Annotated in this window: 7 protein-coding genes; all 7 read right to left on the reverse strand. The window is 44.6% G+C overall.

Annotated features, from left to right (window positions below):
- Window positions 1-59: 59 nt before the first annotated feature.
- On the reverse strand, window positions 60-1,052 hold the full coding sequence (gene ruvB / locus ACH2DQ_RS06430) for a Holliday junction branch migration DNA helicase RuvB (RefSeq protein WP_394911170.1): 993 nt from the start codon (window positions 1,050-1,052) through the stop codon (window positions 60-62).
- A 69-nt stretch (window positions 1,053-1,121) separates the two neighbouring features.
- Window positions 1,122-1,736 (reverse strand): Holliday junction branch migration protein RuvA, encoded by a 615-nt coding sequence (gene ruvA, locus ACH2DQ_RS06435; RefSeq protein WP_394911169.1) that lies wholly within the window; start codon window positions 1,734-1,736, stop codon window positions 1,122-1,124.
- Window positions 1,733-2,233, reverse strand: a complete 501-nt coding sequence (locus tag ACH2DQ_RS06440; protein ID WP_394911168.1) for a Gx transporter family protein — start codon at window positions 2,231-2,233, stop codon at window positions 1,733-1,735. The genes ruvA and ACH2DQ_RS06440 overlap by 4 nt, the downstream gene beginning before the upstream one ends.
- A 61-nt stretch (window positions 2,234-2,294) precedes the next feature.
- Window positions 2,295-2,651 carry a NusG domain II-containing protein gene (locus ACH2DQ_RS06445; RefSeq protein WP_394911167.1) on the reverse strand — a complete coding sequence of 119 codons (357 nt, stop codon included), beginning with the start codon at window positions 2,649-2,651 and terminating at the stop codon, window positions 2,295-2,297.
- Window positions 2,652-2,832: 181 nt separating this feature from the next.
- Entirely contained in the window at window positions 2,833-3,420 is a 588-nt protein-coding gene (locus ACH2DQ_RS06450) for a histidine phosphatase family protein (protein WP_394911166.1), read from the reverse strand.
- Window positions 3,413-3,799 carry a bifunctional adenosylcobinamide kinase/adenosylcobinamide-phosphate guanylyltransferase gene (locus ACH2DQ_RS06455; protein WP_394911165.1) on the reverse strand — a complete coding sequence of 129 codons (387 nt, stop codon included), beginning with the start codon at window positions 3,797-3,799 and terminating at the stop codon, window positions 3,413-3,415. Before ACH2DQ_RS06455 ends, ACH2DQ_RS06450 begins: the two co-directional genes overlap by 8 nt.
- Window positions 3,800-3,903: 104 nt before the next feature.
- The coding region (locus tag ACH2DQ_RS06460; RefSeq protein ID WP_395026030.1) for an adenosylcobinamide-GDP ribazoletransferase at window positions 3,904-4,295 on the reverse strand (392 nt) is incomplete at its 5' end.

The following is a 4,295-nucleotide window of genomic DNA, read 5'->3' on the forward strand; positions in this document are numbered from 1 at the left end:
CAAAGCCAATTTTTATGGGCTTGCGGCGTGTGTTTATGATTAAGAACAGATACGATAATTTATAGCATGATGCCAAGATGATGATATGCCAGCTCGGAAACAACTCTTCCTCTGGGCGTCCGCATAATAAATCCATTCTTAATCAGGTAAGGCTCATACACATCTTCAATAGTTCCGGCATCTTCCCCTATAGCTGCCGCCAGGGTATCCAGGCCAACCGGACCTCCTTTGAATTTTTCAATCATAACAGTCAGTATGCTGCGGTCCATCATATCCAGTCCGTATTTGTCCACTTCCAGCAAGTCCAGGGCAAATGCCGCCACATCTTCCGTTATATGCCCATTATATTTCACCTGTGCAAAGTCCCTGACCCGCTTCAGCAGCCGGTTTGCAAGCCTTGGTGTACCTCTGGAACGCTTTGCCAGTTCCTTTGCTCCGTTTGTATCAATCTCTACCCCCAGAACGCCTGCAGACCGAACGATAATTGTCTGGAGCTCTGATTCCGTATAAAATTCTAAGTGGTGGATCACTCCGAAACGGTCCCGAAGAGGCGCTGTCAAAAGTCCTGCACGGGTAGTTGCACCCACCAGGGTGAATTTGGGAAGATCCAGTCGAATAGAGCGCGCAGCCGCACCTTTTCCAATCATAATATCGATGGAATAATCTTCCATTGCCGGATAGAGTACTTCTTCCACCTGTCTGTTTAACCGGTGTATCTCGTCTACAAAAAGCACATCTCCCTCCTGGAGATTATTGAGAATTGCCGCCATCTCTCCCGGCTTTTCAATTGCAGGTCCGGAGGTAATCTTCATATTTACCCCCATTTCATTTGCAATAATACCTGCCAGGGTGGTTTTTCCAAGTCCGGGAGGTCCGTAAAAAAGGACGTGGTCTAAAGCGTCCCCTCTCTGCTTTGCTGCCTCAATATAGACCTTAAGGTTAATCTTTGCCTTTTCCTGTCCAATGTAATCCTCTAAAGTCTGCGGGCGCAGAGCCGGTTCTATTTTTATATCTTCTTCCAAAGTATCTGTTGTAATAATACGTTTTCCCATGTTCCGCCTCCAAAGACCTGTTTTTAAACTGTTCAGCTATACATGCTGCCCAACAATAAATGCAGGGATTTATAAAAATGCCATTTGCTTCAGCGCCGCTTTTAAAATGGCTTCTGTATCCATATCATCCGTTAGTTCTGCTTTATTAACGGCTTTTAACGCATCCGTATTGGAATATCCAAGAGCTGCCAGCGCCTGAACGGCTTCTCCTTTGCTATCCGTCATGCCGGCGGATACTGTCAGATCATTCTGGTTTGTCAGGCGTTTTTCAAATGCGTCTTCCAGACTCAGTTTATCCTTTAATTCCAGGATTACCTTCTGGGCTGTTTTATTGCCCACACCCGGAGCTTTGGCAATCGCTTTGGCATCTTCCGATAAAATAGCAAACCGCAGATCATCGGCAGACAGTGCCGTCAGAACCCCAAGTGCGGCCTTTGGACCAATGCCGTTTACTCCAAGCAGCAGTTTGAATATCTCAAGATCATCCTGGGAACAAAAACCGTACAGCTGCAATGCATCTTCTTTTACATGCATATAGGTATGTACACAGACTTCTTTTCTGGCACCGGCAAGTCGGTCAGCATCTCTTCCCGAAACATATACCAGATAACCGATATTATTCACTTCCAGTACTACACTGTTCTCATTGCGGGCAGCTACATCCCCACGTAAATATGCTATCATTTAAACATCTCCTTTGGCAGTCTTCTCTGCAGTTCATTTCCTAATATTCCAATCAACAGCCCGGTAACCAGCCCGGAAATCAGCAATACCGGAAGGTAATAAAACAGGTTAAAATTATCAACGACTGCCATGGCTACCAGCAGCTGTCCTATATTATGTGCAATTCCTCCGCACATGCTGACGCCTGCAATGGAAAACCCTTTGCTTTTTTTCAGCAGATACATCACTGCAAGACTCAAAAGTCCTCCTGCAAGGCTGTAAATAATACTGTACATACTGCCAAACAAAAATCCGCCCAGTACAATTCGCAATACGGACAGCAAAAATGCATCTTTGGCTCCCATAAAATATAAAACGCACAGGATGACAATATTCGTAAGCCCCAGTTTTACTCCCGGAACACCGAAATAAAATGGAATCAGGGTCTCTACATAAGTGACAATTAATGCCAGAGCTGTAAACACTCCAAAATATGCTGCTTTTCTTCTAGTTACCATTTTTATACCCCTGCATACCGTAGATAAGTCTGCGGTATTGCTCCAATAGAAAGGACGGCACCTAACCGGCTACCGCATCATAGTCAGATGTTTCCTCAGCACCTTCCACCCGAACTACTATTTTATAGGGAAGGCAGATAATAGATTCCCCAGATTTACTGATGGCCTTTTGGTGGACACAAAGCTTGTCCGGACATTCTGCCGAAATCATTTCTGCTTTTCCGTCCTTAATCTCAAGGGTATTGGTGCCATTGATCTCAATCACCTGATCCTTTGCAAGTGAATAGACACCAAATTCCTTTCCGTCTACCATGATCTGAACCATATTTCCGTCTTTTTGAAAGATCATATATCCAGCAAATGCAATGAGAGCAACCGCTATTACAGCACCTGCCAGTATCCAGTCATTTTTTTTCATTATTATGCTCCTGAACAGTGCATATCCTGCCTGCGCTATTCCCAAATCAGCAGTAAAAATTTCGTATGCATTTCACCGCCATGTATCAAAGCCTATGTATGAATATGCTCTGTGTGTTTCTAAATATCCTGTACATGATAGCACATATTTTTCAGAAATTCAACCATATGTTCGAAAAAGGTCAAATGCTCTCCATAACCCGGATCTCCTGACGCTGTCTCCAGTCCGCCTCATTGACCGTTACCAGGAAACCCCGTGCATTTTTCACCTGCCAGTCATAAAATGCTTTTTTCGGTACAGCAAAGGCTTCCATGATACTCATAATGGTACCGCCATGCACAACGACTGCGGCTCTACTGATCTTGTTTGCCAGTATATGATCCACTGTATCCTGAAATGCAAGGCGGCACCTGCTGCGGAACGTTTCCTGGCTTTCTCCGCCGGGAAACGGCAAGGTTCCCTGGCTGTCGATCCAAGCCTGATAGGCAGGATTTCCATCCAGTTCTTTATAATTCTTATTTTCAAATTCTCCAAAGCTGCACTCCCGGAAATCTGTTATAATCTCGCAGGGAAGGCCAGGGTAGATTCTCTCTGCCGTCTCGATACATCTTTTCATAGGACTTACATAAATGCGATCCACATAAGGATATTTTTTCTGTTTCAGCAATTGAATCCCTTTTTCGCAGAGAGACTCATCCGTTGTTCCGATATAACGCCCCAGCAGATTGCCTTCTGTTTTGGAATGACGAATCAGCACAATCTCAGGCATGTTTAATCACCGCACCCAATCCACAGATCACCCGTACAACTTCATCGGAATATTCCGCTGCTTTACAGCAAAGCCTTCCTACGGCTTCCCGGTATTCCCGGTCAAACTTTTCAATGGGAACTACTCCATAGCCCAGTTCATTGCATACAATAATAATATCCGGATTAATTTCATACAGCATATCTACAATACCTGCCGAATTTTCTCCCTCCCGGATCATTCTCTTAATATATTCATGAAAGTGGAAAATCCCCCTGCAGCTTTTTATTTCCTCCTGCTTACATGTTATCCCGTCTATAAAATCTGACTCTGACAACTGATACCGCTCACAAGCTTCTTTTTTCTTACCCTGAAAAGCACCGCCGATTACAAGTTTCATAGTCTGTTCCTTTCTTCATTTCTAAATTTAAGAAGTACCCCGCTGCTCGCAGCGTTACAAATTTGATGCCCCGTTGCTTGCAGCGGGGTTTTTAACTTCCAGACTTATAACCCAATAATTTTTGCTGTAATTACAACTGCAGCCGCCATCACCAGTTCGCATACCTGCAGGAAAAATCCTGCTAAATCTCCGGTAATTCCGCCGAACTTCTGATAGGACATACGGCGGTAATAAGCAAACATCAAAAGGGCGCTGATAAAACAAACGGTTCCTAGAACCGGCTCCAGGAGAATCATTCCCACAGCACACAAAAGGATATATAGAATCATGACCGTCTTTACCCTGTTCTTTACCGCCATATCTGAGAAAGTTGCTGCCAGCCCGGTATTCTTCGCCATCCGAAAGCTTACAATTGCAAGTCCGCTGAGTGCCCTGGACAGTACAAAACCGATTGCCAGCACCGAAAGCATTCTGACATTTGTCTCCGAATAACATC

The sequence above is a fragment of the Robinsoniella sp. genome (genome assembly GCF_034124845.1).